The following is a 26,759-nucleotide window of genomic DNA, read 5'->3' as shown; positions in this document are numbered from 1 at the left end:
GTCAGTCCGCCGCGAGCCCTCGGAAGGACATCTGTTGGCAGCCTCGCGCAACGCCTCCGCCGTACCCGCTGGTCCCCGTCGCGTGTCTTTCGCCCGCATTCACGAGCCGCTCGAAGTTCCTGACCTTCTGGCCCTGCAGACCGAGTCTTTCGACTGGCTGCTCGGCAACGACAAGTGGAAGGCCCGGGTAGAGGCGGCTCGTCAGGCCGGGCGCAGGGACGTCCCGACCCAGTCGGGCCTCGAAGAGATCTTCGAAGAGATCAGTCCGATCGAGGACTTCTCGGGGACCATGTCCTTGTCGTTCCGGGATCACCGGTTCGAGCCGCCGAAGTACTCCGTAGACGAGTGCAAAGACAAGGACATGACCTACTCCGCCCCGATGTTCGTCACGGCGGAGTTCATCAATAACACCACTGGTGAGATCAAGAGCCAGACGGTTTTCATGGGTGATTTCCCGCTCATGACGCCGAAGGGCACGTTCATCATCAACGGCACCGAGCGTGTCGTGGTCTCGCAGCTGGTCCGCTCGCCCGGTGTGTATTTCGAGCGCACTGTGGACAAGACCTCCGACAAGGACCTGTACGGGTGCAAGGTGATCCCGTCGCGGGGTGCCTGGCTGGAGTTCGAGATCGACAAGCGTGACAGCGTCGGTGTGCGTATCGACCGCAAGCGCAAGCAGGCCGTGACGGTGCTGCTGAAGGCGCTGGGCTGGACGAACGACCAGATTCTGGAGCGGTTCGGCCAGTACGAGTCGATGCGGGCGACGCTGGAGAAGGATCACACGGCGGGTCAGGACGACGCGCTGCTGGACATCTACCGCAAGCTGCGGCCGGGTGAGCCGCCGACCAAGGAGTCGGCGCAGACGCTGCTGGAGAATCTGTACTTCAACGCCAAGCGGTACGACCTGGCGAAGGTGGGCCGCTACAAGATCAACAAGAAGCTCGGGGTCGACGCGGAGATCACGCAGGGCACCCTGACCGAAGAGGACATCGTCGCCACGATCGAGTACATCGTCCGGCTGCACGCCGGCGAGGAGTCGATGCCGGGGGCGGGCGGTGAGGTGATCGTCGAGATCGACGACATCGACCACTTCGGCAACCGCCGCCTGCGCAGCGTCGGCGAGCTGATCCAGAACCAGGTGCGCCTGGGTCTGGCCCGCATGGAGCGGGTGGTCCGGGAGCGGATGACGACGCAGGACGTCGAGGCGATCACGCCGCAGACCCTGATCAACATCCGGCCGGTCGTGGCGTCGATGAAGGAGTTCTTCGGCACCTCGCAGCTGTCGCAGTTCATGGACCAGACCAATCCCCTGACCGGGCTGACGCATCGCCGGCGCCTGTCCGCCATCGGGCCGGGCGGCCTGTCCAAGGAACGGGCGGGCGTGGAGATGCGTGACGTCCATCCGTCCCACTACGGCCGGATGTGCCCGATCGAGACCCCCGAGGGCCCGAGCATCGGCCTCATCGGCTACCTCGCCTGTTTCGCCCGGCTCAACGCGTTCGGCTTCATCGAGACGCCCTACCGCAAGGTCGTCGACGGCCGGGTCACCGAGCAGATCGACTACCTGACCGCCGACGAGGAGGACAAATACGTCATCGCCCAGGCGAACTCCCCTCTCTCGGCGGACGGCGGCTTCGCCGAGCCGCGGGTGATGGCCCGCACGAAGGGCGGCGAGGCCGAGTACGTCCGCGGCCACGACGTGCACTACATGGACGTCTCGCCGCGCCAGATGGTGTCGGTGGCGACGGCGATGATCCCGTTCCTGGAGCACGACGACGCCAACCGCGCGCTCATGGGCGCGAACATGATGCGCCAGTCCGTCCCGCTGCTGCGCAGCGAGGCGCCGTTCGTCGGCACCGGCATGGAGTACCGCGCCGCCACGGACACGGGTGACCTGGTGCTGGCCGCCAAGGCCGGGGTGGTCGAGGAGGTCTGCGCCGACTACGTCACGGTCAGGAACGACGACGGCACCGGCACGACATACCGGCTGGCGACGTTCAGGCACTCGAACCAGGGCACGAGCTTCAACCAGAAGCCGATCGTGGACGAGGGCGAGCGGGTGGAGGCCCGCCAGGTCATCGCGGACGGCCCCTCCACGGAGGGCGGTGAACTGGCGCTGGGCAAGAACCTGCTGGTGGCGTTCATGCCGTGGGAGGGCTACAACTACGAGGACGCCATCGTGCTGTCCCAGCGCCTGGTGCAGGACGACGTGCTGTCGTCGATCCACATCGAGGAGCACGAGGTCGACGCCCGCGACACCAAGCTGGGCCCCGAGGAGATCTCCCGCGACATCCCCAACGTCTCCGAGGAGGTGCTGGCCGACCTCGACGAGCGCGGCATCATCCGCATCGGCGCCGACGTGGTGACCGGCGACATCCTGGTCGGCAAGGTCACCCCGAAGGGCGAGACCGAGCTGACCCCGGAGGAGCGGCTGCTGCGCGCGATCTTCGGCGAGAAGGCCCGCGAGGTGCGCGACACCTCGCTGAAGGTGCCGCACGGCGAGTCCGGCAAGGTCATCGGCGTCCGGGTGTTCTCCCGCGAGGAGGGCGACGAGCTTCCTCCGGGCGTCAACGAGCTGGTCCGCGTCTACGTCGCGCAGAAGCGCAAGATCACCGACGGCGACAAGCTGGCCGGTCGGCACGGCAACAAGGGCGTCATCTCCAAGATCCTGCCCGTGGAGGACATGCCGTTCCTGGAGGACGGCACCCCGGTCGACATCATCCTCAACCCGCTGGCCGTGCCCGGCCGGATGAACGTCGGGCAGGTGCTGGAGACGCATCTGGGCTGGATCGCCGCCCAGGGGTGGGACCTCTCCGGCGTCGAGGAGGCGTGGGCCGAGCACCTGCGCGACAAGGGCTTCGGCCAGGTCGAGCCGCGCACCAACGTCGCCACCCCGGTCTTCGACGGCGCGCACGAGGAGCAGATCCTCGGCCTCCTCGACAACACCGTGCCCAACCGCGACGGCGAACGCCTGGTGGGACGGAACGGCAAGGCCATGCTCTTCGACGGCCGCAGCGGCGAGCCGTTCCCCTACCCCATCGCCGTCGGCTACATGTACATCCTCAAGCTGAACCACCTGGTCGACGACAAGATCCACGCCCGCTCGACCGGCCCGTACTCCATGATCACCCAGCAGCCGCTCGGCGGTAAGGCCCAGTTCGGCGGCCAGCGCTTCGGCGAGATGGAGGTGTGGGCGCTGGAGGCGTACGGCGCCGCCCACGCGCTCCAGGAGCAGCTCACGATCAAGTCCGACGACGTGGTCGGCCGGGTGAAGGTCTACGAGGCCATCGTCAAGGGCGAGAACGTCCCCGAGCCGGGCATCCCGGAGTCCTTCAAGGTGCTCATCAAGGAGATGCAGTCGCTGTGCCTCAACGTCGAGGTGCTCTCCAGCGACGGCAGGTCCATCGAGATGCGCGACACCGACGAGGACGTCTTCCGCGCCGCCGAGGAGCTCGGCATCGACCTGTCCCGGCGCGAGCCGAGCAGCGTGGAGGAGGTCTGAGCCGCGCTACGGGTGCTGCTGGTCCCAGCGGGTGCGGGCGGCGGCGACGGCGTCCTTGTGCTCGCGGGACCAGTCGGCGAGCGCGGACACCATGCCCGCCAGGCTTCTCCCCATGTCGGTGAGCCGGTAGTCGGTCTGCGGCGGGACGGTCGGATAGAGCGTGCGTTCGACCAGCCCGTCGCGGCACAGCCGTTTCGTGGTCAGCGTGAGCATGCGCTGTGAGATGCCGGGGATCGCGCGTTCCAGCTCACGGAAGCGGCGCGTTCCCTTGGCCAGCTCGACCAGCACCAGCACGGTCCACCGATCGCCGAGGCGGTCGAGCACGTCGCGGATCCCGCAGTCGTCATCACCACACGGCCCGGTGGGGACTGAGCCGTTGACCTGCGGGATTACCGCCGTGTTCGTCACTGACACGAAAGTGCCTCCTTACGGTGCCGCGGCCGGGCGCGGATGATCGGTCACGTTCTGATCCAGATCAACATCGGGGAGCACCGAATGATTCTCGTGACCGGCGTCTCCGGCGGGCTCGGCGGCCTGATCCACCGCGGCCTGTCGGCCCTGGACGGCCTTGAGGTGGCGGGCGGCACCCGCTCGGGCGACGGGGTGACCGCCCGCCGGATCGACTTCGACGACCCGGCCTCGCTCGCCGCCGGCTTCCACGGCGTGGACGTCCTCGTGTTCGTCTCGGCCGGGTACGCCGAGGACGACGTGGTGCTCGCCCGCCACGGCGCCGTGGTGGACGCGGCCGAGGCCGCGGGCGTCCGGCACGTCGTCTACACCAGCCTCGCGGGGTCGGGCGAGCTGCTGACCCTCGCGCTGCCGCACCGCTGGACCGAGGCGCGCCTCGCCGCCGCCTCGTTCGAGGTGACGATCCTGCGCAACGGCCTGTACGCCGAGGTCGCGGCCGGGCCGGCCATGCTGGGCGCCGCGGCGGCCGCCGAGACCGGCGTGTTCGCGGCCGCGCTCGGAGCCGGGCGGATGTCGGCGGTGGCGCGGGAGGACCTGGCCGACGTCGCCGTCCGGGTGGCGGCGGAGATCCAGGGTGACCTCACGGCGGGCCGCTGCAGCCGGCACGCGGGCCGGACGTACGAGCTGGAGGGCGTCGAGGCGGTCGGCGGCGACGACCTCGCCGAGGCGCTGGCCGGCGTGCTGGGCCGGCCGGTCAGCTACCGGCCGATCCCGCTGTCCGCCGCCCGCGAGGCGCTGACCGGCCTCGGGCTGGAGCCCTACCAGGTCACGCACACGCTCTCGACCTTCTCCAACGTCATCGCCGGCAACCTCCAGGCCCGGGGGAGCGACCTGCCCGCCCTCCTGCCCGCCGAGCCCCGTCCCGTACGCGACCTGATCCTCGCGGCGGTCGCCGGCAGCGGCGTCTGAACGACCCGCTCAGGGGCCGGGGCAGGACTTCCCGGCCTGCTGGACGCACCCTTCGGGCAGCCGGGGCCCCTCGCTGGTCCAGCCGTGCTTCCTGACCACGTCCGCGGAGGCCAGGTCACCGACCTTCAGGCCGAGGCGTGCGGGCAGTGGCTCGGTCACCAGGGACGTCATCCCGAGCACGTCGCCGCTGGAGCGATCGAACACCAGTCGCCGCTCCAGCGGATCGCGGTCGACTCTGCGGACGATGGCCAGGCCACTTCGCCCTTCGGCGTCCTTGGCCTCGTCCACGATCCGTGCGCCAGGCAACGCGGCCATCATGCGCAGGACGGCCGCCCGCACGGCGGGCGGGGTAGGCATCCGCGTGAGCAACTGCTCGCCCATCACCCACAGCTTGTCCTGCTCCGAGTATCGCTTGACCGAGGGACTGCCCCGACCGGCGGCTTCCTGGCGCTCGCCGCCCCACAGCCGCGACAACTCCGCTCTCAGCCGCTGCGGATCCTCCGGTAGCGCGAGGAGCTGAGGACGGGTCAACGACGCCGAGCCGAGCTCGAAGCCCTCCGGGAACCAGTAGTCCGTCCTGCCACGCCGGTCCTGCACGCCCTTGCAACCCACCGCGAAACCGCACAGGGCGGGCGCACCCGCCGTACGCCACTTCCGTTCATCGGCGGTCGTCACGGGCCGGGTCTGGAGCGGCGTGGTCGCCACGGCGACGCCGCGGGGAGTCGCCCAGTGGACCCTGCGGGTACGCTCCTCGATGTTGTACGTCTGCTTGGACGGCCGTCCCCTCGTCAGGGTCTCCACCTCGCTGCGCCAGTATTCACGCGGCTGCTCGACCCGCCTCGCCAGCGCGTCCACGACAGCGGTGAACCCTCCAGGAGCCGCGGGCTGCCGCGACCAGGAGGGGACGATCGCGACCGCGCCGAGCACCACCGCGACGGAGGCGGCCGCCAGCATCGGCAGCACCAGGAAACTCCGGCGCGGCCGGGCCACGACAGGAGCCGCGACACCCTTCAGGCTCTCCGGGGACACCAGCTCCGCGCCGGCGGTGAACGCGTCGCGGAGGCGGTCCTCGACGTTCCGGGTCATCGCTCCTCCTGCAGTTTCCCCGCGAGCACCTTCAGCGCCCGGGATGCCGTCGATTTGACCGTTCCGCGGCTGACCCCCATCACCTGGGCGATCTCCGCCTCCGACAGGTCGAGGTAGAACCGCAGCACCAGCACCTCGCGCTGGCGTCGCGGCAGAGCCCGCACGGCCAGGAACACCTCTCGCCGGGTCTCCCCGAGCAACGCCGCCGCCTCCGCCGACCAGAAGGGAACCTCACGGTGACCGCGGAACCGTCCGACGATCGCCCTGCGCCGCAGCACCATCCGGCACCCGTTGACCACGGCCGTACGCAGGTACGGCAGCAACTGCCCCCGGTCGGCGAGCCGGCTCCACCTGCGGTACACCTCGGCGAACGCGTCCTGGGCCACGTCCTCGGCGGTCTCCTGGTCGCCGACCAGCAGGAACGCCAGGCGCACCAGCGCGAGGCGGTGAGCGAGGAACAACTCCGTCACGGCCGTGTCGGCCGCGCCGGGTGGCGGATGGACTGTCTCGGATCTCATGCCATCTACATGCACAAGTCCCCTGGGAGGTTGCGTCAGGCTGCCGATCGAGCGTCCCGCTCAGGCAGTTCGTCGCTCAGCCGGTGGAGCTTCGAGCGCCCAGGCTCCAGATCCGGATGGTCCCGTCCCCGCCGCTGGAGATGACGACAGGGGTTCCGTCGCTGCGTCGGCCGGTCGCCAGGGCGGAGATCGGAAGGGTGTGCCCGGCGACGGGTTCGCCGAGGCGCTCCCCGGTGTCCAGGTCCCACATCAGCAGGTTGCCGGCGTCATCGCCGGAGACGATGACGGGGGAGCCGTCACCCCGTCGCCCGACCGCCACCTCGACGTCGCCACGGCTCGGGGTTTCGATGGACTTGCCGATCGGTTTGCCGGTGTCCAGGTTCCAGATCCGGATCCAGCTCGGTGGCGTGCCGCCGTCCTCGTCGGGACCGGACGGGATGTCGCCGGAGACGGCCACCGGAGTGCCGTCGCTGCGCTTGCCCAGGGCAAGCCCTTCCACCAGGCAGATGCCACAGCGGCTGAGAGATTTGCTGAGGGGCTTGCCGGTGTTCATGTTCCAGATGCGCGCCCTGCCGTTGGTCGCGCCCGTGACGAACACCGGGGTGCCGTCGCTGCGCTTGCCGGTGACCAACTGGGTGACCGTGAGGGCGATGGGACTCACGGCCGGTTTGCCGATGAGCTTTCCCGTGTCCAGGTTCCAGATCTCGACATCCCCGGTCAGGGCGTCGCCACTGGAGACGATGACCGGGGTGCCGTCAGTGCGCTTCCCGGTCGTCACCGCATAGACCAGGCTCGATTTGAGCGGCTTGCCGAGCGGCTTTCCCGTGTCGAGGTTCCAGATCCGGATGTCGTCGGCGGCGCCGGAGACGATGACCGGGGTCCCGTCGCTGCGCCTGCCGACGGCGACATCGTAGATCTCGCCCTTGTGCCCCCTGAGGGGCTTCCCGAGAGCCTTGCCGGTGTCCAGGCTCCAGATCCGCACGGTCCTGTCGTCCCCGGCGGAGACGACGACCGGGGTGCCGTCGCTGCGCCTGCCCACGGCCACCGTCTCGACCGCGCCTGCGTGACCTTTCAGCGGTTTGCCGAGGGGCGCAGCCGGCGCGGAGGCGCGGCGGACATCGGCGGTCGCCCGTCCTGCCGGCGGACCCAGCGGCCCGATGATCAGCAGCGCTCCCGCTGCGACGGCCAGCGCCTTCACCTTCACCGGCACCGTCCGGCCGCCCATGTCCGCTCCATCGCCAGGAAGCTGTGATCTTCGATTCCCGAAACCCTAGCGGCCCATCCGGACAACGCAAAAGGCCGCCTCCGAAGATTGGAGAGCGGCCTTTACCAACTGGGTGGGGCTACCAGGACTTGAACCTGGGACCTCTTCCTTATCAGGGAAGCGCTCTAACCGACTGAGCTATAGCCCCGCTGCACACCGAACCGTATCGCATCCATGGTGTGGAGGCGAACCGGTTGCGCGGACGAGGAAAAGCTTACCGCGTCCGGAGAACTGCTCGCGCCGTCCCCGGCCCCGGCGGGCCCGGGAGGGACGGCGCGAGCGGCCTTCCACATACGCGCTATTCGGCCTCGCTGAAGGTCACCTCGACGCCCCCGACGAGGTCGGAGGAGATGTTGTAGATGACCGCTCCCAGCGTGGAGAGCGCGGTGATCAGCACGACGTTGACCGCGCCGATCAGGGCCGTGTAGCCGAGGATGCGCACCGGCTCGAACCACGAGGCGATGTCGATCGGGATCGAGCTCTGGCCCTGCTCACCCTGGCCGAGCTGGTTGACCAGGTCCACGATGCTGTCGAACACACCGAGGGCCTGCAACACGCCGTAGAGCACGGCCACGGCCACGAACAGCACCACGAAGCACACCAGCGACACCACGAAGCTGAACTTCATGGCCGACCACGGCTCGATGCGCCGCAGGACCAGGTGGGCCTTACGGGGCAGCCGGTTGCCGCCGGAGTTGGAGGAGTTCTTCTTGTTCTTGCCACCCGTCAGCTCCACCTGCGGCGGAGCCTCGGTGGCCAGCGACGGGCGGGCGCGCATGCCGTCGTTACGGTTGCCGTCGACCGGCGCGCCGGGCGCCTGGGAGCGCTGCTGTGGTTCGTCCTTGGTCGGGACGGCCTTGCCCTGCGCGGGCGAGGTGGTGTCCTGACCGTCGTCGACCGGGTTGAAAATCTCGGTTTCTCCGGGCTTTTTCGGCTGCTGTCCGTTACCCGAAGCCGCCTGGGTCCTGGCGGGGCCACCCTGGGCGCTCATGGACTACTCTCCTCCCCCGTCTTCATCACTGTCCACCGAAGTCTCCATGGACTCCGCGTTCCGGGCGAGGGCAACCACGCTGTCGCCTTCAGCGAGATTCATCAATCGAACTCCCATGGTCTGACGGCCGGACTGCTTGATCTCGCCGGCACTCGTCCGGATCACACCGCCGGCGGACGTGATCGCGAAGACCTCGTCCTCAGGGTTGACCATGACGGCTCCAACCAGCTTGCCACGGGAACTCACGATCTTCGCCGTCAGCACCCCTCTACCGCCACGGCCTTGAACCGGATACTGCTCCACTGGCGTCCGTTTTGCGTACCCTGCCTTCGTGGCGATAAGCACGTCTTGACCGTCGGCCATGCGATTCATGGCGAGAAGTTCGTCGCCTTCGAGGAACCTCATGCCGATCACGCCGCTGGTGGCCCGGCCCATGGGCCGGAGCGCCTCGTCGGAGGCCGTGAACCTGATGGCCTGCGCCCCCTTGGACACCAGCAGCAGGTCGTCGGTCTCGGAGACCAGACGGGCTCCGATGACCTCGTCGTCCTCCCGCAGGTTGATCGCGATCAGACCGCCGGACCTGGGGGAGTCGTACTCCGACAGGCGGGTCTTCTTGACCAGGCCGCTGCGGGTGGCCAGGACGAGGTAGGGCGCGACGTCGTAGTCGCGCAGGTCGAGAACCTCCATGACTGTTTCGTCGGGCTGCATGGCCAAAAGGTTCGCAAGATGCATGCCCCGGGCGTCACGGGCGCCCTCGGGCAGCTCGTACGCCTTGACCCGGTAGACCCGGCCCTTGTTCGTGAAGAACAGCAGCCAGTGGTGGGTGGTCGTGACGAAGAAGTGGTCGACGATGTCGTCCTGGCGCAGCTGAGCGCCGCGAACGCCCTTGCCGCCCCGCTTCTGGGCGCGGTAGGAGTCGGTCTTGGTGCGCTTGGCGTAGCCGCCGCGGGTGATGGTGACGACGATCTCGTCCTCGGCGATGAGGTCCTCGATCGACATGTCGCCGTCGTAGGCGATGATCTCGGTCTTCCGCTCGTCGCCGTAGCGGCCGACGACCTCGGCGAGCTCCTCGTTGATGATCTCCCGCTGGCGGGCCTCGCTGGCCAGGATCGCGTTGTACTCGGCGATCTGCGTCATGAGGGAGTCGTACTCGTCCTGGATCGCCTGGCGCTCCAGGGCGGCGAGCTTGCGCAGCTGCATGTCGAGGATGGCCTGCGCCTGGACCTCGTCGATCTCCAGCAGCGACATGAGGCCCTGCTGGGCGTGCGCGGCGGAGTCCGAGGCCCGGATGAGGGCGATGACGTCGTCGAGCCGCTCCAGGGCCCTCAGCAGGCCGCGCAGGATGTGGGCGCGCTCCTCGGCCTTGCGCAGGAGGTAGCGGGTGCGCCGGACGATGACCTCGATCTGGTGGGCCACGTAGTGCCGGATGAACTGGTCGAGGCGCAGCGTGCGCGGCACGCCGTCGACCAGGGCCAGCATGTTGGCACCGAAGGTGTCCTGGAGCTGGGTGTGCTTGTAGAGGTTGTTGAGCACGACCTTGGCGACGGCGTCCCGCTTGAGGACGATCACCAGGCGCTGGCCGACCCGGGAGGAGCTCTCGTCGCGTACGTCGGCGATGCCGGTGAGCTTGCCCTCGCGGACCAGCTCGGCGATCTTCAGCGCGAGGTTGTCGGGGTTGACCTGGTAGGGCAGCTCGGTGACGACCAGCGCCTGCCGGCCCTTCTCCTCCTCGACCTCGACCACGGCCCGCATCGTGATCGAGCCGCGGCCGGTGCGGTAGGCGTCCTCGATGCCGCGCCGGCCGACGATGAGCGCCTTGGTGGGGAAGTCGGGGCCCTTGACCAGCCTGATCGACGCTTCGAGCAGCTCGTCGTCGGTGGCCTCGGGGTTCTCCAGCGCCCACTTGACCGCCGCGGCGACCTCGCGCAGGTTGTGCGGCGGGATGTTGGTGGCCATGCCGACCGCGATGCCGCCCGAGCCGTTGACGAGGAGCTGCGGGAAGCGCGCCGGGAGGACGTCGGGCTCCTGGGACTTGCCGTCGTAGTTGGGACGGAAGTCGACGGTGTCCTTGTCGATGTCGCGCAGCATCTCCATGGCGATGGGCGCGAGCTTGCACTCGGTGTAGCGCATCGCCGCCGCGGGGTCGTTGCCCGGCGAGCCGAAGTTGCCCTGGCCGTCGACCAGCGGGTAGCGCAGCGACCACGACTGGGCGAGGCGGACCAGCGCGTCGTAGATGGAGGTGTCGCCGTGGGGGTGGTAGGTGCCCATCACGTCACCGACGACGCGGGCGCACTTGAAGTAGCCGCGGTCGGGGCGGTAGCCCCCGTCGTACATCGCGTACAGCACCCGCCGGTGAACGGGCTTGAGGCCGTCGCGCACGTCCGGCAGCGCTCTGGACACGATGACCGACATCGCGTAGTCCATGTAGCTGCGCTGCATCTCGGACTGGATGTCCACCGGTTCGATGCGGTCAGCCGGGGGAGTGGTGTTCACGTCCGTCACAGGTGAAATTCCTTAAACGTCGAGGAAGCGCACGTCACGGGCGTTTCGGATGATGAAGTCGCGCCGCGCCTCCACGTCCTCGCCCATGAGCACGCTGAACAGGTCGTCGGCCTGCGCCGCGTCGTCGAGTGTGACCAGCCGCAGCAACCGGGTCGCCGGGTTCATCGTGGTCTCCCAGAGCTGTCCGGCGTTCATCTCGCCGAGGCCCTTGAAGCGCTGCACGTTGTCGCGGGGCCGGGGGTCGGGCTTGCCGTTGGCGATGCCCTCGGCGATGACCGCGTCCCGCTCGGGGTCGGAGTAGGCGTAGGAGGCGTCCTCGCCCTTCCTGTCCCACTTGATCTTGTACAGCGGCGGGCAGGACAGGTAGACGTGCCCGGCCTCGATCAGCGGCCGCATGAACCGGAACAGCAGCGTCAGCAGCAGCGTGTTGATGTGCTGGCCGTCGACGTCGGCGTCGGCCATCAGGATGACCTTGTGGTAGCGCAGCTTGCCGATGTCGAACTCGTCGTGCACGCCGGTGCCGAGCGCGGTGATGAGCGCCTGCACCTCGTTGTTCTTCAGGACCTTGTCGATCCGCGCCTTCTCGACGTTGAGGATCTTGCCGCGGATGGGCAGGATCGCCTGGAAGCGCGAGTCGCGGCCGCCCTTGGCCGAGCCGCCGGCCGAGTCGCCCTCGACGATGAACAGCTCGCACTTCTCCGGGTCGTTCCACTGGCAGTCGGCCAGCTTGCCCGGCAGGCCGCTGCCGGACTCCAGGAGCGACTTGCGCCGGGTGAGGTCGCGGGCCTGGCGGGCGGCAATGCGCGCGCGCGAGGCCTGCAGCGACTTGCTGATGATGTCCTTGGCCTCGCCGGGGTTGCGCTCCAGCCAGTCGCGCAGGTGGTCGTTGCACGCCTTCTGGACGAACGACTTCGCCTCGGTGTTGCCCAGCTTGGTCTTGGTCTGGCCCTCGAACTGCGGGTCGGACAGCTTGACCGAGATGATCGCGGTCAGGCCCTCGCGGACGTCCTCGCCGGAGAGGTTGTCGTCCTTGCCCTCCTTGAGGAACTTCTGCTCGCGCGCGTAGCGGTTGACGATGGACGTCAGCGCCGCGCGGAAGCCCTCCTCGTGGGTGCCGCCCTCAGCCGTGTTGATCATGTTGGCGAACGTGTAGACCGACTCCGAGTAGGAGTTGTTCCACTGCATCGCGATCTCGACCGCGATGCCGTCGCCCTCCTCCTCGAAGGCGATGATCGACGCGTGCGCCGGCTCCTTCTTGGCGTTGAGGTGCTTGACGAAGTCGGACAGGCCGCCCTCGTAGTGGTAGGTGACGGTGTGCGGCCCGTCGCCGTTGACGTGGTCGGGCCGCTCGTCCGTGAACGTGATGACGAGACCCTTGTTGAGGAACGCCGTCTCCTGGAAGCGCCGCGAGAGCGTCTCGTAGTTCCAGGTGGTGGTCTCGAAGACGTCGGGGTCGGGCCAGAACGTGATCGTGGTGCCGGTCTCGTCGGTGCCCTCGCCCTTGGCGAGCGGCGCGACGGGCTTGGAGTGCTCGAAACGCTGGCGCCAGTAGTGGCCGTTCTGCTTGATCTCGACGTCCATGGCGGTCGACAGCGCGTTGACGACGGCCGAGCCGACGCCGTGCAGGCCGCCGGAGACGGCGTAGGCCTGGCTGTCGAACTTGCCGCCAGCGTGCAGCGTGGTCAGCACGACCTCGACCGCGGAGCGCTTCTCCACAGGGTGGATGCCCGTGGGGATGCCGCGGCCGTCGTCGACCACCCGGACGCCGTTGTCGGCGAGCAGCGTGATCTCGATGCGGTTGGCGTAGCCGGCCAGGGCCTCGTCCACCGCGTTGTCCACGATCTCGTAGACAAGGTGGTGCAGGCCGCGCTCGCCGGTCGAGCCGATATACATACCCGGGCGCTTGCGAACCGCCTCAAGCCCTTCGAGTACGGTGATTGAGCTAGCGTCGTAGGACAACTGCGAAATCCTCCTGCCGCGGACACGCGGCGGGGGAGGCGATCGTGTTGCGAAGCTGCCCCTGCCGTGCCCGTCACCGTCGTGAGTGCCCCGATGCGCGGTCACCCAGGGGAGTCGGCTTGCTGCCGGGGTGACACGCAAGCGGACGTGTCCGGAATCCTTTTTCATTCTACCGCTTCCGGAGCCCCGTGGTGGCAATGAACGCGCCTGTGGTCGCCTCTAGCTCGTTTTGCCCCCCAGGCCAGCATCCCCCCTCCGGAAAGGGGGCTTATCGCGTCTGGGGGCTTTCTGATCGCCCCGGCGCCTAACCGTAGGTGTCCCCCGGACCTCGGCTTCCGGTCACCCGCAAACCCCCTGATGGACGCGGTGCGTTCTGCGGCCCCCTGACCTTGACCTTCGTGACCGTGCCCTCGCCGAGCTCCTCGTTGAGCCTGCGTACGAGGGTGCGCGCGAGCAGCCGGACCTGCGTCGCCCAGGCCGTCGAGTCGGCCAGGATCAGCACCTCGCCGTCCTCGAACGAGTCGGGCTTGGTGTGGGCGGCGAGGTCGGGGCCCACGATCTCGGGCCAGCGCCCGAACACGCCTCCGACGGCCGCCGAACGCTCCCAGCCGCGGTCGGCCAGCAGGTCGGCTATCGCCCGTCCGAAAAGCTGGGGGTCGCCGGCCTCCCTGCGCGGGCCGCCTCCGCGCCGCCGGGGCTCGCGGCGGGGGAGCTGGCCGCGCTTGGCCGCGTCGGCCTTGGCCTGGGCGAGCTTCTCCCTGGCCATGGCCACCCCTCTGGCCGTACGGGCGGTCGGGTTGTCCTCATCTGACACGGGTCACACTCCCCTCCAGCACGTCGAACCTGGCGCCCGAGAGCTCCTTGGGCACGTCGTCGGGCACGGCTGCGGTGATCAGCACCTGCTCGGCGGGCGCCACCATCTCGGCCAGCCGGCGCCGGCGCTGGCTGTCGAGCTCGGCGAAGACGTCGTCGAGGATCAGCACGGGGTCGCCGCCGTCGGCCCGCAGCAGGTCGTAGGCGGCCAGCCGCAGCGCCAGCGCGAACGACCACGACTCCCCGTGGCTGGCGTAGCCGCGGGCGGGCAGCTCGCCCAGGCCGAGGACCAGGTCGTCGCGGTGGGGGCCGACGAGCGTGACGCCCCGCTCCAGCTCCGACTGGCGGACTTCCAATAGCCGCTCCCGCAGACGCTCTTCAAGGGTTTTCCCCAAGTCTGTGGATAACGTCTGTGTATCGAAAGATCCCCGCTCACCGGGGAATTCGCCCCCCTGACCCCCCTCGTCGTCGTCCCCACCTGTGGACAACGTGCTGCGATAGGCCAGCGTCGCGGGGGCGCTGGACGGGGCCAGCGCCGCATAGGAGCCGGCGACCAGGGGACGCAGCGCCTCGATCAGCTCCAGCCGCGCCTTCAGCAGCTCGGCCCCATGCCTGGCGAGGTGGGCGTCCCACACCTCCAGCGTGCTCAGGACGTCGCCCGCGCCCGCGGCGGCGAACGCGGTGTCGCTCTCCTGCCTGCGGGCGCCACGGCTGCCCCTGCGGGCCTGTGCGGCCGTGCGCAGCAGGGCGCCGCGCTGCTTCAGCACCCGGTCGTAGTCGGCGCGCACGCCGGCGAACCTGGGCGCCCTGGCCACCAGCAGGTCGTCGAGGAAGCGGCGGCGCTCGGACGGGTCGCCCTTGGACAGCGCGAGGTCCTCGGGGGCGAACAGCACCGTGCGCAGCAGCCCCACGACGTCGCGGGCCCGGGAGACGGGCGAGCGGTTGAGCCGCGCGCGGTTGGCCCGGCCCGGGTTGATCTCCAGCTCGATCAGCGCCCGCCGGTCGTCCCTCTGGACGGCGCAGCGCACGATCGCCCTGGCGGCCCCCTGGCGGACGAGGGGCGCATCGGTCGCCACCCGGTGGCTGGAGTGCGTCGCGACGTAGCCGAGGGCCTCGACCAGGTTGGTCTTGCCCTGGCCGTTGGGACCCACGAACGCCGTGACGCCCGGCTCCAGGCCGAGCTCCACGGAGGCGTAGGACCGGAAGTCGGTCAGCGAGAGGTGGGCGACGTGCACCTCAAAGAGGTTAGTCGGCCTCGCGCGCCGCTGGGTTCACCGGCGTGCGGTCTGTGGAAAACCTCCCGCCGCCGGGCGGTCACCCGTGGAGGCGCGAGCGTGCGCCGACCTGTACGCAGGTCCGTGCACAGCCTGTGGAGGCGCGGCCTGTGGAGGCGCGCGCCTTCAGCGGTCGGTCTCCTTGGGCGGGTTGACGTCCGCGCCCGGCGCGTCGGCGCCCTTGGCGGTGCTGCCCTCGGTCGCGGTGATCGCGTGGCCGCCGAACTGGTTGCGCAGCGCGGCCACGACCTTCATCGCGGGGGAGTCGTCCTGGCGCGAGGCGAACCTGGCGTAGAGGGCGGCGGTGATGACCGGCAGCGGCACCGCGTGGTCGACGGCGGCCTGGACGGTCCAGCGGCCCTCGCCGGAGTCCTGGGCGTAGCCGCGGAGCTGGTCGAGGCGCTCGTCGTCGTCGAGGGCCCGGACCAGCAGGTCGAGCAGCCAGGAGCGGATGACGGTGCCGGTGCGCCAGCTCGAGAAGGAGCCGCGTACGTCCTTGACGACGTCGGAGGCCTCCAGGAGCTCCCAGCCCTCGGCGAAGGCCTGCATCATGCCGTATTCGATGCCGTTGTGGACCATCTTCGCGAAGTGGCCGGCTCCGACGTCACCCGCGTGGACGAAGCCGTCCTCGCCCTCGGGCTTGAGCGTCTCGAAGATCGGCATCAGCCGGTCGACGTGCTCCTTGTCGCCGCCGCACATGAGCGCGTAGCCGTTCTCGAGGCCCCACACGCCGCCGCTCACGCCGCAGTCGACGAAGCCGATGCCCTTCTTGGCCAGCTCGGCGGCGTGCTTCTGGTCGTCCACATAGTGGGAGTTGCCGCCGTCGACGACGATGTCGCCCTCGTCGAGGAGCTCGCCCAGATCGTCCACGGTGGACTGTGTGGGCTTGCCCGCCGGCACCATGACCCAGACGACGCGTGGCGCCTCCAGGCGCTCCACGAGGCCCTTCAGGCTCTCGACGTCGCTGATCGAGGGATCGCGGTCGTAGCCGACGACGTCGTGACCCCCGCGGCGCAGGCGCTCGGCCATGTTGCCGCCCATCTTGCCCAGTCCAACCATGCCGATCTGCATGACTTTTTCCCTACCCCCTCGTCAGGCTTTCATCATCCCCGATGGCAGGATCAGCCTGACAGGCGGATGGGCATGATCAGGTATCGGTAGTCCGTGGTGACGCCGTCCTCCACAGGTTTGCCACCGGTGAGGATAGCGGGCTTCGTGGACGTGGTCATCTGGAGCCTGGCGATGTCGGAGTCGATCGCGCCGAGACCCTCCAGCAGGAACTGGTGGTTGAAGGCGATGTTCATCTCCTCGCCCTCGTAGTCCACAGGCAGGGCCTCGACGGCCTGGGCCTCGTCGCCGCTGCCGGCCTCCAGCACGACCTCGCCGCTGCGGAACGCCAGCCGTACCGGGGTGTTGCGCTCGGCGACGAGCGCCACGCGCTTGACCGCCTCGACGAACGGGCCTGTGGACAGGTCGGCGCGCGCGGAGAACTCGGTGGGGAGCAGCGAGCGGTACTTCGGGAACTCGGGGTCGAGCAGGCGCGTGGTGGTGCGGCGGCCGGCGCTGGAGAAGCCGATCATGCCCTCGCCGGTGCCGCCGGCGGAGCTGAGCGCGATCTCGACCTCGGCGCCGGTGCTGCCGAGCGCCTTGGCGGTGTCGGCGAGCGTCTTGCCGGGGATCATCGCGACGGCCGAGAAGTCGGGCTGGCCCGGCTGCCACTTCAGCTCGCGTACGGCGAGCCGGTAGCGGTCGGTGGCCGCGAGGGTCACCGTGTCGCCGTCGATCTCCATGCGGACGCCGGTGAGCATCGGCAGGGTGTCGTCACGCCCGGCGGCGACGGCCACCTGGGACACGGCCGAGGCGAACACGTCGCTGCCGACCCGGCCCGCGGCCGGCGGCATGGCCGGCAGGGACGGGTAGTCCTCCACAGGCATGGTGAGGAGGGTGAACCGCGCGCTGCCACAGGTGACGACCGCCTTGGCGCCGTCGACCACGAAGTCCACAGGCTGTGCGGGAAGGGCGCGGGTGATCTCGGCGAGCAGCTTGCCCGAGACCAGGACGACACCGGCCTCCCCGGTCTGCAGCTCCAGCGTCACCTGGGCGGAGACCTCGTAGTCGAAGCCGGAGAGCTTCAGCTGCTGGTCGTCGGTGACCTCCAGGCGCATGCCCGCGAGGACGGGCACCGACGGGCGCGCCGGGAGGCTGCGTGCCGTCCAGGCCACCGCCTCGGCGAGTACGTCTCGCTCGATCCGGAACATCACGGTGATCGGCCTCCTGGGTCTGTCGTTGATTCGAGGATCCACTCTCCCGCACTCGCGCTCCGGGAGAAGCCCAACTATGGGTCTTTGAGTTTCTTAGTAAGAGATAGAAGAGGTCATCACACTAGGGGCTGTGGAAACTGTGGACAACCAGCCTTCGCCCTGGTCAGTGGCCCTGAATTCATCCACCGAGGCTGTGTGTGAAGCCTGGGGGTAACTGGGGGCACCTGGGGACGGCGAAACTTCGCCCACAGGCTGTCCCCAGATCATGGTCGCTTCATCCACGGGAAACCCGGGGTTATCCACGATGTTTCCACAGGTTATCCACGGGGTAGAAGAGGCCCTTCTGGGGCCCCAGATCGGTTGTGCACACGCTGTCCACACGTTATCCACGGACCGTCCCCAGGTTTCCCCCAGATGTCCCCAGGTTTGTCCCCAGCCCTTGTGGGCGGATTTTTCGCGGCATTGCCGGGCACCGAGGGGCCTCGAATCGACGTTTCCGCTGCTCCACAGTGTTTTCCACAGGCTGTGCATAACGTTCAGGACCCGCGCTGTGTCTGCTTGATGCGTATTGTCAGCTCGTTGACCTGGTTGTACATCGACTTGCGCTCCGCGATCAGCGACCGGATCTTCCGCTCGGCGTGCATCACCGTCGTGTGGTCACGACCGCCGAACTGCTGGCCGATCTTCGGCAGCGACAGCTCCGTCAGCTCCCGCGCGAGATACATGGCGATCTGCCGGGCGTTGACGAGCGCCCGGCTGCGCGAGGTGCCGCACAGGTCGTCGATGCTGATGCCGAAGTAGTTGGCGGTCTCGCTCATGATCGCCGCGATGGTGATCTCGGTGTCGGACTCCGAGGTGATGAGGTCCTTCAGCACCACCTCGGCGAGCTGCAGGTCGACGCCCTGCCTGTTGAGGCTGGCGAACGCGGTGACCCTGATCAGCGCGCCCTCCAGCTCCCGGATGTTGGTGGAGATGCGGCTGGCGATGTACTCCAGCACCTCGGGCGGCGCGGCCAGGCCCTCCTGGATGGCCTTCTTCCTGAGGATGGCGATGCGCGTCTCCAGCTCGGGCGGCTGGACGTCGGTGATCAGGCCCCACTCGAAGCGGTTGCGCAGCCGGTCCTCCAGCGTGATCAGCTGCTTCGGCGCGCGGTCGCTGGAGATGACGATCTGCTTGTTGGCGTTGTGGAGGGTGTTGAAGGTGTGGAAGAACTCCTCCTGCGTCTGCTCCTTGCCCTCCAGGAACTGGATGTCGTCGACGAGCAGGATGTCGATCGCCCGGTAGCGGCCGCGGAAGCCGTCGGCCTTGTGGTCGCGGATGCTGTTGATGAAGTCGTTGGTGAACTCCTCGGAGCTCACGTAGCGCACCCGGGCTCCGTCGTAGAGGCTCTGCGCGTAATGCCCGATCGCGTGCAGCAGGTGGGTCTTCCCCAGCCCCGAGTCGCCGTAGATGAACAGCGGGTTGTACGCCTTCGCCGGCGATTCCGCGACGGCCACCGCGGCCGCGTGCGCGAACCGGTTGCTGGCGCCGATGACGAAAGTCTCGAATGTGTACTTCTGGTTGAGCCGGGCGGGTTCGCTGGGTTTGCTGCTCTTTGCTTCCCACCGATTCGGCGCCGGCTCCGGCGTTTTCTCCACAGGCGGTGTGCCGGCCGGTGCGTACGGCTGCGCCTGTTCAAAAGCGAAGCCCTGCTGTGGATATTCGGTGGACGAACGCTCCGGCTCGGGCTGGGGAGAATAGAACTGCGGAGGCTCGGAAGCCTGCTGGGCCTGCGGTTGAAGGTGCTGTGTGAAACGCGGCTGGTTCTCCACACCTTGGGGATAACTCGAAGCCACAGGCTGTTGATGAACGTCCACGACGGGCTGCTCGGGGGCCGTCGTGTCGATCATCACCGCCAGCCGCATCGTCCGGCCGAGCTCCTGGGACAGCGCGTGCGCGACGAGCGGGCGCAGCTTGCCCTCGATGAGGTCCTTGAGGAAGTCGTTGGGGACGCCGAGCACGATCGTGTCGTTGGCCAGGGCGATCGGGCGCACCATCGACAGCCACGTACGCTGCTGGATCGGCACGTTCTCGTTGAGGAAGTTACCCAGGGCCCTCGCCCATACCGTGCCGAGGTCGACACTGCTCACAGTGCGGTTCCCCCTCCTCCCTCTCGCGGCCTCCGCGGTCGTTCATCCACATGCCGGCGGTCGCTGACGATCTTCGGACGCCTTTGTCCACAGCAGGGGAGGCGAGCGTCACGCTCGGTTCCTCCACAGGATCTCCACATGTTGTGCACAGTGGCGCTGCCGTGTTACCGCCGCTCCAGGAGGGCCGACAGTAACTCTGTGCACAGCTGTGTTCAAGGCGTTGTCCACAGCCTAGTGGCACCTGAGTGCACATACTGTGGACGTGTGCGGCCTGGGGAAAACTCGCCTGTGGATTGGTGGACAACCCGCCCGGTTTGACCTGGGAGGGCCTTGGCCCGTAACGTACGACGGTCGGCTTGTCACGCGACGGCTATTTCGCGTGCCCTCGCTTTCCTGGCAGGCCATCCTTGTGTGTGTACCGCGCCCGCCGGGCGCACCAATGACCTGGAGCCCACCCGTGAGCAAGCGTACTTTCCAGCCGAACAACCGTCGCCGCGCGAAGACCCACGGCTTCCGGCTGCGGATGCGCACCCGGGCCGGCCGCGCCATCCTGGCCTCCCGCCGCCGCAAGGGCCGCGAGAAGCTGTCGGCCTGACCGTCCCGCGCCTGATAGTCGGCCCGCCGGTGAATCTCGCCGGCGGGCGATAGGCATATACGGTGCTGTCCAGGCAATCCCGCATGCGGCGCGGGGAGGATTTCGAGGCGGCCGTGCGGCGCGGCAAGCGCGCGGGTCGCCCCACTTTGGTGGTGCATTTTCGCGTTTCCGGGGAAGAGCCACCCCTGGTGGGTTTCGTGGTGAGCAAGGCCGTGGGCGGCGCTGTCACCCGGAACAAGGTCAAACGACGGCTCCGACACCTCATGCGGGAGCGTCTTGACCGGCTGCCGGGAGGTAGCCTGCTTGTGGTACGCGCCAATCCACCGGCCGCGTCCGCGCGATTCGAGCACCTGGCCGCCGAGCTCGACGCCGCGCTGGATCGTTTGCTCAGGCGGCGCGATGCCTCGACGGGTGGACAGAGATGACGGAGCAGGTGCACGAGGTGCCGAGCGTCGCGGCTCGGGTGCTGATCGTCCCGATCCGGTTCTATCGGGCGTTCATCAGCCCGCTGCTCGGCCCGCGCTGCCGTTTCTATCCGTCGTGCAGTGCGTACGGCCTCGAGGCGATCGCCACGCATGGTGCGTTGCGTGGCATCTGGCTGACTGTCCGGCGCATCGGGCGGTGCCACCCATTCCATCCCGGAGGTATAGACCCGGTGCCCCCACGCCCGGTCCGGTCTCACGAAACGCAAGGGAGATAGCTCGGTGGAGCTGTCCTGGCTCAATTGGCTGTACACAGCCGTCGCCCAAGTCATCACCTGGATTCACAGTGCGTACAGCACGTTCCTCGATCCGAACAGCGGCTTGACGTGGGCGCTCACCATCATCACGCTGACGATCTTCATGAGGATCCTGATCTTCCCGCTGTTCCTCAAGCAGATGCGGTCGTCGCGGAAGATGCAGGAGCTGGCGCCGAAGGTCCAGGAGCTCCGCAAGCGTTACAAGAACGACAAGCAGCGCATGAACCAGGAGGTCATGGCGCTGTACCAGGGAGCCGGGGCCAACCCGCTCGGCGGCTGCCTCCCCGTCGTCGCCCAGTTCCCGATCTTCATCTCGATGTTCACCGTCCTCCGGGCGATCGCGGCGGACGAGGCGAAGTTCGGCATGACGCAGGAGCTGGTCGACAGCGCCAAGCACGCGCTCATCCTGGGCGCCCCGCTGCCCGCGACGTTCTTCGAGGCGCCCACGGCGATGCAGAAGGTCGTCATCGGCTTCTTCGTCGCGATCAGCTCGCTGACCACGTTCCTCACCGTCCGGCAGAGCGTGACCCGCTCCATGGCCCAGATGCCGGACAACCCCATGGCGCAGCAGCAGAAGATCCTGATGTACATCTCGCCGCTGTTCGCCTTCTTCAGCCTGAACTTCCCCCTCGGCCTGATCCTCTACTGGGTCACCACCAACCTGTGGACGCTCGGCCAGCAGCACTGGTTCTACAGCCGGCACCCGATGCCGCAGTTCGACGCCAAGGGCAACGCGATCCCCGTGGAGCCGAAGCAGGGCCTGATCGCCAAGATCCGCAAGACGCCTCCGGAGGAGCAGGCCCCTCCGGCCCCGCCGGAGCCTAAGATCATCAGGCAGCAGCCGAGCCGCCAGCCTCGCAGCAAGCGCACCGGCAGCAAGAAGTCGTGACCACGAAGGAGAGGCCGGCCATGACCGAGGCCGAGCAGAAGAATGCTCCTGATCTCGCCGCCCTGGAGCAGGAGGGCGAGATCGCTGCCGACTACGTCGAGGGGCTTCTCGACATCGCCGACATCGACGGCGACATCGACATGGACGTCGAGGGCGACCGCGCGCTCGTCTCCGTCGTCGGGCTCAAGGGCAACGAGCTGGTGGGCCCCGGGGGAGAGGTCCTGGAGGCGCTGCAGGAGCTGACCCGCCTGGCCGTGCACCGCCAGACCGGCGAGCGCTCGCGGCTGATGCTCGACGTCGGCGGCTACCGGGAGCGCCGGCGCGCCGAGCTGACCAAGCTCGGCACCGAGATCGCCAACCAGGTCAAGGAGCGCGGCGAGCCCAAGTCGCTGCAGCCGATGACCCCGTTCGAGCGCAAGATCGTCCACGACGCGGTGGCCGCCGCCGGGCTCAGCAGCGAGTCCGAGGGCGAGGAGCCCAACCGCTACGTGGTGGTCCTGCCCGCCTGATCCTCCGCTTCGTCGCGGCCGTCTGCCCCGCCCCCTGGCGAGCGGCAGGCGGCCGTTCTCTTTTATCCTGGTACGTACCTCCGTCAGCCTCATTGCGGTGATGTCAGCACGTACGTCCCCATGCTGCCGGTCCGTCCGCCGCGACCGGCGGCGTGCTCGAAGGTCACCCTGAGAGCGGCCCGCTAGTCTTCCTTTGTGATCGCCCGATTAGCCTGGGGACGTGGAAGCTCCCCGCGGGGACGGTCACGCCCGGCCACGACACCAGCACCCGAGAAAGGGCCTCCAACCAGTGAGCGATGAGCTGCCGGCGCCGCCGGACATAGCGCGGGAAGTCTTCGCCGGGGAGGCTTGGGATCGCGCCAACGCGTTCGCCGAGCTGCTGGCGGGGCCCGGCGTGGTCCGTGGGCTGCTGGGGCCGCGGGAGGTGCCGCGGATCTGGGACCGCCATCTGCTCAACTGCGCGGTCGTCGCCGAGGCCGTGCCCGCCGACGTCGAGCTGGTCGACATCGGCTCCGGCGCCGGGCTGCCGGGGCTCGTGCTGGCGATCGTCCGGCCGGACATCCGGGTCACGCTGCTGGAGCCGCTGCTGCGTCGTACCGTGTTCCTGGAGGAGAGCGTCGCGACGCTCAAGCTCGGCAACGTCGAGGTGCTGCGCGGCCGGGCGGAGGAGCTGGCCGGCAAGCGCGTCTTCGACGTCGCCAGCGCCCGTGCGGTCGCGCCGCTCGACCGGCTGCTGACGTGGGCGATGCCGCTGCTGCGCGAGGGCGGCGAGCTCATCGCCATGAAGGGGGAGCGGGCGGCCGGTGAGCTGGCCGAGGCCGAAGCCCAATTGCGCGCCAGCGGAGCCCGAACGGCCGAGCTTGTGACCGTCGGGCGCGGTAAGGTCGAGCCGCCTGCAACACTGGTTCGGGTGGTAGCGGGTCGCGCGCCGGAGCGAGCCGGGCGGCGACGGAGGAGGTGACGGTTGTGCCAGTCGCGTCAAGCGGTCTCGGATGGCCGGACCGTCGTCAGCCTTCGAGTCCCACCGGGGTTGGCTGGCCCGAAATGGGCGTGTCGCGACAGCAAATTCCCGGCACCGGCACACCATCGGTTGAAAGGATGGCCATCGTGACCCAGACCCCCCTGAACCCCGGTGATTCGCCGTTGGTACGAGAGGCGCTCAGCTCAGTGGTTTCACGTGAAACATCCGCAACCCCGACGGCTGCTCAGGCTGGAGACGGGCCCGGTACGGGCGACGTCGGCTGGCCCCGCCCGGCGAAGACACGGGTGATCGCGGTGGCCAACCAGAAGGGTGGGGTCGGCAAGACCACCACGTCGGTGAACATCGCGGCCGCGCTCTCGATGCACGGCCAGCGGGTGCTCGTGGTGGACCTGGACCCACAGGGCAACGCCTCCACCGCCCTTGCCACCGAGCACCGTGGTGACGTGCCGGACGTTTACCAGGTGCTGGTGGACGACCTGCCCATGGCGGACATCGTCAAGCAGGTGCCCGAGATGCCCAACCTCTACTGCGCGCCCGCCACCATCGACCTCGCCGGGGCCGAGATCGAGCTGGTGTCGCTGGTCGCGCGGGAGGCGCGGCTGCGGCGGGCGCTGATGGCGTACGACGCGATCGAGCTGGACTACATCATCATCGACTGCCCGCCGTCGCTCGGCCTGCTCACCGTCAACGCGCTGGTGGCCGCGGACGAGGTCATGATTCCCATCCAGTGCGAGTACTACGCGCTGGAAGGGCTCGGCCAGCTCCTCCGGAACGTCGACCTCATCAAGGTCCACCTGAACCCGATGCTGCGGCTGTCCACGATCGTCCTGACGATGTACGACGGGCGGACCCGCCTCGCGTCGCAGGTGGCGGAGGAGGTGCGGTCCCACTTCGGGGAGACGGTGCTGAACACGGTGATCCCGCGGAGCGTGCGGCTGTCGGAGGCGCCCAGCTATGGGCAGTCGGTGATGACGTACGATCCGGGGTCCAGTGGGGCGATGGCTTACATGGATGCGGCTCGGGAGATCGCCTACCGCGCTACGGTCGCCTGAGTGCCCTGCCCTGCCGTCTGAGCCGGTTCGGGGTGGTGACGTTGGGTCGGCTGTGATTCTCTGAGTCGGCACACTCATCGGCTCTGAGGCTCACAGCCGGCATCGCAGTCGCGTGCCGTGCCATCCCGTCAGTAGCCCTTGCTGTGCTCGCTCCCGTCGCGACCATCACAGCCCACGCCACTCGGTCGGTGGGCGGATCCACTTCGCCTCTGTCGCCGTCCCAACAGAAGGCAGACCTCGTATACGACGGACGGCGATGCGCTTCGCGGTGAGGCTGGGCATCGCGACCCCGCACCCACCGATGAAGCACCGCGCCCGGTTCCGCCGGCAGCCACCGCAGGCAGTGTCGAAGGTGACCACCGCGTCAGCTTCCCCGTCACCGCTGCCGCTCCGGAGCGCATTCACCCTTCCGCGACGTGTCCCCTCACAACCTCAGGTGCGTCCCTCGACATACCCGATCAGGTCAGCGATCTGAGTCCGGCACCTGCGCGACGCTGACTCCTGCAACCGCAAGCCGCCCGCTGTACCGGCCTCAATCGCCGACCGAGCTACAGCTCCCGTCGAGCAGAGGACTCCAAAGCAGCGAAGCTGAACCGAGCCCAGCCGTATCGAGCCAGGTGGCGTCCAACGCAGCCGCCGACGCCGCCCCACCGCCTACCATCGACCGCACCCAGCCGCAGGGCGCCGGACACCACCCACCCCGTGTGATTCTGATGGCTGGGGGCCCGCAGACGTTCTCCTGAGCGGGCGACCTTCGATCTGAGGGCTTGATATCAAGAGGATTCGCCCACCTGAGCGACCGACTTCGCGCCGATCAGTCTTCCCCGTTCCTTCCCCATAGGCGGGTGGTGGGGGAGTGGCGCGAGGGCGGGCAGGGTTAGGCGAGTTTGTGGGTGTGTTGGGGCAAATCCGCCGGACGGTGTGTGGCGAGGAGGCACTCGGCGACGCTCGCAACGGTAACCTCTCCTGAGGTGACCGGAATCGGTTGGGTGGATGAGGAGACGCAGTGAGTCAGCAGCGGCGGGGATTGGGCAAGGGGCTCGGGGCGCTCATCCCGACCGGTCCCATTGTTGACGGCCCCGGGATGGCGACGGCGACCGCCCCGGCCAACGGCAACGGCACGCCCACGGCAGGGCAGGCCGGCCCGAAGCCGATCGCTGGAGCGTACTTCAAGGAGGTCGCGCTCGAGGCGATCGTTCCCAACCCGCGTCAGCCGCGTGACATCTTCGACCCGGAGAAGCTGGATGACCTGGCCGCGTCCATCCGTGAAGTGGGGTTGCTGCAGCCGATCGTGGTCCGGCCGGTCGGTGGCGGTCAGTACGAGCTCATCATGGGGGAGCGGCGCTGGCGGGCGTGTCAGAAGGTGGGGCTTGATCCGGTGCCCGCGATCGTCCGAAACACCCAGGACACCGACCTTCTCCGTGACGCCCTCATCGAGAACCTGCAACGGGAGCAGCTGAACGCGCTCGAAGAGGCGGCGGCGTACCAGCAACTGCTTGACGACTTCCAGGCGACGCACGAGCAGCTGGCCGCGAAGGTGGGTCGTTCGCGCTCGCACATCACCAACACCCTTCGACTCCTGAACCTGCCGCCGGAAGTCCAGCCCAAGGTCGCCGCTGGTCTCATCAGCGGCTCGCATGCGCGCGCGCTGCTCGGGCTCAGCTCGGCCGAGGAGCAGATCAAGCTGGCTAAGCGGATCGTCGCGGAGCTCCTGTCGGTGCGGGCGGTGGAGGAGATCGTCTCCATGGGGAGCGCCAAGGCGGCGAAGGGGCCGACGCGGGAGCGTCCGGTCGCCAAGCCCACCGCTCCCGGTCTCACCCACCTCGCCGACCGGCTCTCCGATCACTTCGAGACCAAGGTGAAGGTGGATCTCGGCCGGAGGAAGGGGCGGATCGTGGTCGAGTTCGCGACGATCGACGATCTGGAGCGGATCATCGGGACGATGGCTCCGGAGGCGGTCCGGGCAATGCGCGAGGCCGAGGAGTAAGAACGCCACCACTTGTATCTGTCGCTGTTTCACGTGAAACACCGCGGCCGTCAGCCCCGGCTCCCGATGCGTTCGGAAGTCGGGGCTGACGGCTTTTCGGGATGAGGCGCGGATGGTGTCAACGACTGTCAGGTTGGGTGAGGGTGAGGGAGGGACTGGTTTCACGTGAAACACAGGCGGCTGCCTTCCGAGTGCTAGCCTTTCGGCGCGGACGGCGCGGACGGCGCGGACGGCGCGGACGGCGCGGACGGCGCGGACGGCGCGGACGGCGCGGACGGCGCGGACGGCGCGGACGGCGCGGACGGCGCGGACGGCGCGGACGGCGCGGAC

22 protein-coding genes and 1 tRNA gene are annotated in these 26,759 nt (G+C 68.6%); 10 read left to right on the top strand and 13 right to left on the bottom strand.

The genetic code is table 11. The features are described from left to right. Nucleotides 1-34: 34 nt before the first annotated feature. Complete coding sequence (gene rpoB / locus ACBR40_RS12390; RefSeq protein WP_371248736.1) at nucleotides 35-3,502, top strand: DNA-directed RNA polymerase subunit beta; 3,468 nt, start codon at nucleotides 35-37, stop codon at nucleotides 3,500-3,502. Nucleotides 3,503-3,508: 6 nt separating this feature from the next. Here the strand turns inward: rpoB and ACBR40_RS12385 are convergent, their stop codons facing one another. Continuing rightward, on the bottom strand, nucleotides 3,509-3,916 hold the full coding sequence (locus ACBR40_RS12385; protein ID WP_371248735.1) for a winged helix-turn-helix transcriptional regulator: 408 nt from the start codon (nucleotides 3,914-3,916) through the stop codon (nucleotides 3,509-3,511). A gap of 81 nt (nucleotides 3,917-3,997) precedes the next feature. On the opposite strand from ACBR40_RS12385, the gene ACBR40_RS12380 reads away from it, so the two are divergent. Next, on the top strand, nucleotides 3,998-4,879 hold the full coding sequence (locus ACBR40_RS12380) for an NAD(P)H-binding protein (protein ID WP_371248734.1): 882 nt from the start codon (nucleotides 3,998-4,000) through the stop codon (nucleotides 4,877-4,879). 9 nt (nucleotides 4,880-4,888) lie between these two features. On the opposite strand, the gene ACBR40_RS12375 is transcribed toward ACBR40_RS12380, so the two are convergent. The 12 genes from ACBR40_RS12375 to dnaA form a co-directional block, all read right to left on the bottom strand. Continuing rightward, entirely contained in the window at nucleotides 4,889-5,965 is a 1,077-nt protein-coding gene (locus ACBR40_RS12375; RefSeq protein WP_371248733.1) for a CU044_5270 family protein, read from the bottom strand. After that, nucleotides 5,962-6,483, bottom strand: a complete 522-nt coding sequence (locus tag ACBR40_RS12370; protein WP_371248732.1) for a SigE family RNA polymerase sigma factor — start codon at nucleotides 6,481-6,483, stop codon at nucleotides 5,962-5,964. The genes ACBR40_RS12375 and ACBR40_RS12370 overlap by 4 nt, the downstream gene beginning before the upstream one ends. A gap of 76 nt (nucleotides 6,484-6,559) precedes the next feature. Continuing rightward, the gene (locus ACBR40_RS12365) at nucleotides 6,560-7,681 is read right to left on the bottom strand and encodes a WD40 repeat domain-containing protein (RefSeq protein ID WP_371248731.1); all 1,122 of its coding nucleotides are present in this window, start codon (nucleotides 7,679-7,681) and stop codon (nucleotides 6,560-6,562) included. Between the two features lie 140 nt (nucleotides 7,682-7,821). After that, nucleotides 7,822-7,895 (bottom strand) — tRNA-Ile (locus tag ACBR40_RS12360). 150 nt (nucleotides 7,896-8,045) lie between these two features. Next, entirely contained in the window at nucleotides 8,046-8,738 is a 693-nt protein-coding gene (locus ACBR40_RS12355; RefSeq protein ID WP_344209052.1) for a DUF3566 domain-containing protein, read from the bottom strand. A gap of 3 nt (nucleotides 8,739-8,741) precedes the next feature. Beyond that, entirely contained in the window at nucleotides 8,742-11,240 is a 2,499-nt protein-coding gene (gene gyrA, locus ACBR40_RS12350) for a DNA gyrase subunit A (RefSeq protein ID WP_344209050.1), read from the bottom strand. Between the two features lie 12 nt (nucleotides 11,241-11,252). Next, nucleotides 11,253-13,178, bottom strand: coding sequence for a DNA topoisomerase (ATP-hydrolyzing) subunit B (gyrB, locus tag ACBR40_RS12345; RefSeq protein ID WP_371248984.1), 1,926 nt, complete (start codon nucleotides 13,176-13,178; stop codon nucleotides 11,253-11,255). 325 nt (nucleotides 13,179-13,503) lie between these two features. Further along, on the bottom strand, nucleotides 13,504-14,013 hold the full coding sequence (locus ACBR40_RS12340) for a DciA family protein (RefSeq protein ID WP_344209046.1): 510 nt from the start codon (nucleotides 14,011-14,013) through the stop codon (nucleotides 13,504-13,506). Beyond that, nucleotides 14,003-15,247 carry a DNA replication/repair protein RecF gene (gene recF / locus ACBR40_RS12335; RefSeq protein WP_344209044.1) on the bottom strand — a complete coding sequence of 415 codons (1,245 nt, stop codon included), beginning with the start codon at nucleotides 15,245-15,247 and terminating at the stop codon, nucleotides 14,003-14,005. Before recF ends, ACBR40_RS12340 begins: the two co-directional genes overlap by 11 nt. 165 nt (nucleotides 15,248-15,412) lie before the next feature. Continuing rightward, entirely contained in the window at nucleotides 15,413-16,357 is a 945-nt protein-coding gene (gene gnd, locus ACBR40_RS12330; RefSeq protein ID WP_371248730.1) for a phosphogluconate dehydrogenase (NAD(+)-dependent, decarboxylating), read from the bottom strand. Between the two features lie 50 nt (nucleotides 16,358-16,407). Beyond that, nucleotides 16,408-17,547: a DNA polymerase III subunit beta gene (dnaN, locus tag ACBR40_RS12325; protein ID WP_364457233.1), complete on the bottom strand. Its 1,140-nt coding sequence runs from the start codon at nucleotides 17,545-17,547 to the stop codon at nucleotides 16,408-16,410. Between the two features lie 536 nt (nucleotides 17,548-18,083). Further along, a complete protein-coding gene (dnaA, locus tag ACBR40_RS12320; protein WP_364457231.1) occupies nucleotides 18,084-19,676 on the bottom strand; it encodes a chromosomal replication initiator protein DnaA in 1,593 nt (530 codons plus the stop codon). 457 nt (nucleotides 19,677-20,133) lie between these two features. Between dnaA and rpmH the strand changes: the two genes are divergently transcribed. The 8 genes from rpmH to ACBR40_RS12280 all read left to right on the top strand — a co-directional run bounded on the left by rpmH (nucleotide 20,134) and on the right by ACBR40_RS12280 (nucleotide 26,429). Continuing rightward, the gene (rpmH, locus tag ACBR40_RS12315; protein ID WP_020547366.1) at nucleotides 20,134-20,271 is read left to right on the top strand and encodes a 50S ribosomal protein L34; all 138 of its coding nucleotides are present in this window, start codon (nucleotides 20,134-20,136) and stop codon (nucleotides 20,269-20,271) included. 83 nt (nucleotides 20,272-20,354) lie between these two features. Then, nucleotides 20,355-20,696 (top strand): ribonuclease P protein component, encoded by a 342-nt coding sequence (gene rnpA, locus ACBR40_RS12310; protein WP_371248729.1) that lies wholly within the window; start codon nucleotides 20,355-20,357, stop codon nucleotides 20,694-20,696. Next, complete coding sequence (gene yidD, locus ACBR40_RS12305) at nucleotides 20,693-20,971, top strand: membrane protein insertion efficiency factor YidD (protein ID WP_084685948.1); 279 nt, start codon at nucleotides 20,693-20,695, stop codon at nucleotides 20,969-20,971. The genes rnpA and yidD overlap by 4 nt, the downstream gene beginning before the upstream one ends. Nucleotides 20,972-20,975: 4 nt before the next feature. Next, nucleotides 20,976-21,899: a membrane protein insertase YidC gene (yidC, locus tag ACBR40_RS12300; protein WP_344209035.1), complete on the top strand. Its 924-nt coding sequence runs from the start codon at nucleotides 20,976-20,978 to the stop codon at nucleotides 21,897-21,899. A gap of 20 nt (nucleotides 21,900-21,919) precedes the next feature. Continuing rightward, nucleotides 21,920-22,408, top strand: a complete 489-nt coding sequence (locus ACBR40_RS12295) for a R3H domain-containing nucleic acid-binding protein (protein ID WP_344209118.1) — start codon at nucleotides 21,920-21,922, stop codon at nucleotides 22,406-22,408. A 289-nt stretch (nucleotides 22,409-22,697) separates the two neighbouring features. Then, complete coding sequence (gene rsmG / locus ACBR40_RS12290; protein WP_371248728.1) at nucleotides 22,698-23,369, top strand: 16S rRNA (guanine(527)-N(7))-methyltransferase RsmG; 672 nt, start codon at nucleotides 22,698-22,700, stop codon at nucleotides 23,367-23,369. Between the two features lie 137 nt (nucleotides 23,370-23,506). Continuing rightward, nucleotides 23,507-24,442, top strand: coding sequence for a ParA family protein (locus ACBR40_RS12285; protein ID WP_371248983.1), 936 nt, complete (start codon nucleotides 23,507-23,509; stop codon nucleotides 24,440-24,442). Nucleotides 24,443-25,448: 1,006 nt separating this feature from the next. Beyond that, on the top strand, nucleotides 25,449-26,429 hold the full coding sequence (locus tag ACBR40_RS12280) for a ParB/RepB/Spo0J family partition protein (RefSeq protein WP_371248727.1): 981 nt from the start codon (nucleotides 25,449-25,451) through the stop codon (nucleotides 26,427-26,429). Nucleotides 26,430-26,759: the final 330 nt, after the last annotated feature.

Source organism: Nonomuraea sp. AD125B, from assembly GCF_041402765.1.
Taxonomy (GTDB): domain Bacteria; phylum Actinomycetota; class Actinomycetes; order Streptosporangiales; family Streptosporangiaceae; genus Nonomuraea; species Nonomuraea bangladeshensis.
This window is presented reverse-complemented; position numbering and strand designations above follow the sequence as displayed.

Coding starts and splice junctions, on each gene's coding strand:
- ACBR40_RS12295 (WP_344209118.1), top strand. CDS start 21,920: ATGACCGAGGCCGAGCAGAAGAATGCTCCTGATCTCGCCGCCCTGGAG.
- ACBR40_RS12380 (WP_371248734.1), top strand. CDS start 3,998: ATGATTCTCGTGACCGGCGTCTCCGGCGGGCTCGGCGGCCTGATCCAC.
- ACBR40_RS12285 (WP_371248983.1), top strand. CDS start 23,507: ATGGCCATCGTGACCCAGACCCCCCTGAACCCCGGTGATTCGCCGTTG.
- ACBR40_RS12375 (WP_371248733.1), bottom strand. CDS start 5,965: ATGACCCGGAACGTCGAGGACCGCCTCCGCGACGCGTTCACCGCCGGC.
- ACBR40_RS12370 (WP_371248732.1), bottom strand. CDS start 6,483: ATGAGATCCGAGACAGTCCATCCGCCACCCGGCGCGGCCGACACGGCC.
- yidD (WP_084685948.1), top strand. CDS start 20,693: ATGACGGAGCAGGTGCACGAGGTGCCGAGCGTCGCGGCTCGGGTGCTG.
- gnd (WP_371248730.1), bottom strand. CDS start 16,357: ATGCAGATCGGCATGGTTGGACTGGGCAAGATGGGCGGCAACATGGCC.
- ACBR40_RS12355 (WP_344209052.1), bottom strand. CDS start 8,738: ATGAGCGCCCAGGGTGGCCCCGCCAGGACCCAGGCGGCTTCGGGTAAC.
- rnpA (WP_371248729.1), top strand. CDS start 20,355: ATGCGGCGCGGGGAGGATTTCGAGGCGGCCGTGCGGCGCGGCAAGCGC.